General features: G+C 41.1%; 1 protein-coding gene. It reads right to left on the bottom strand.

The features are described from left to right. Positions 1 to 587: DapH/DapD/GlmU-related protein (locus FC20_RS09650; RefSeq protein ID WP_269083545.1), on the bottom strand; the 587-nt coding region annotated here is incomplete at both ends.

The raw sequence follows: 587 nt of genomic DNA on the forward strand, positions 1-587 counted from the left end.
GGTGCCACAATGTTTGAGTTGCTGCCGATGAAGACATGGCTGCCAACATTTGCGTGGTGTTTAGCCACACCATCATAGTTCACAAAGACTACACCACAGCCAACATTAATATCAGTGCCTAATGTTGCATCGCCAACATAACTTAAATGGCCAATCTTCGTGCGATCGCCAATTTTGGCATTCTTCACTTCACAGAAGTTCCCCACATGGACGTCTTCGCCAATTTCAGCGTTTGGGCGTAAATGACTGTTAGGCCCAATGTTTGACCCTGTGTGCATGATAGCTGATTCAATCGTTGAACTTGTGATTTGAATATTATCTTCAATCGTTGAGTCAACGATTGTTGAACCAGCACCAACGAAACAATCTGAGCCAATAATTGTATCGCCTTTTAAGACTACATTTGGTTCAACGATTGTATCATTACCAATCTTAACGCCAACTTCGATATAAGTATTTTCTGGATCAATTAATGTCACACCATTACGCATATGTTCCGTATTAATCCGTTTACGCATCACTTTTGTTGCTGTAGCAAGAGCAACTCGATCATTAACCCCCATTGATTCTTCAAAGTTTGGCATTTT

This window comes from Lactobacillus equicursoris DSM 19284 = JCM 14600 = CIP 110162 (assembly GCF_001434815.1).
In the GTDB taxonomy this organism is placed as follows: domain Bacteria; phylum Bacillota; class Bacilli; order Lactobacillales; family Lactobacillaceae; genus Lactobacillus; species Lactobacillus equicursoris.